At 68.9% G+C, this 289-nt stretch carries 1 protein-coding gene; it reads right to left on the bottom strand.

The genetic code is table 11. The annotated features are described in order from the left end of the window. Window positions 1-289: acyltransferase domain-containing protein (locus ACSC1Q_RS43230; RefSeq protein WP_436764551.1), on the bottom strand; the 289-nt coding region annotated here is incomplete at both ends.

The raw sequence follows: 289 nt of genomic DNA, 5'->3' as shown, positions 1-289 counted from the left end.
GCGCGGCTCGTTGAACGTCACCTCCTCCAGAACCCGCCGGAAGTCGGCCAGCATCGGCTCCATCCGCCCCGAATGAAACGCATGACTCACCGTCAACCGCCGAACCCGCCGCCCCTGGCGGACAAAACCATCCACCACAGACTCGACGAGATCCTCATCCCCGGAGACCACCACCGCCGACGGACCGTTCACCGCCGCGATCCCCACCCGGCCCGGCCAGGCATGAGAGGCATCCGGCCCATCCGCCTCGTCCAGACCCGCCAGCGCGTCCAGAACCTCCTGCTCGCCC

The organism is Streptosporangium heterodermiicola, from assembly GCF_051390675.1.
Lineage (GTDB): Bacteria > Actinomycetota > Actinomycetes > Streptosporangiales > Streptosporangiaceae > Streptosporangium.
The sequence above is the reverse complement of the archived record's forward strand: the minus strand, read 5'-3'. Positions and strand labels throughout refer to the sequence as shown.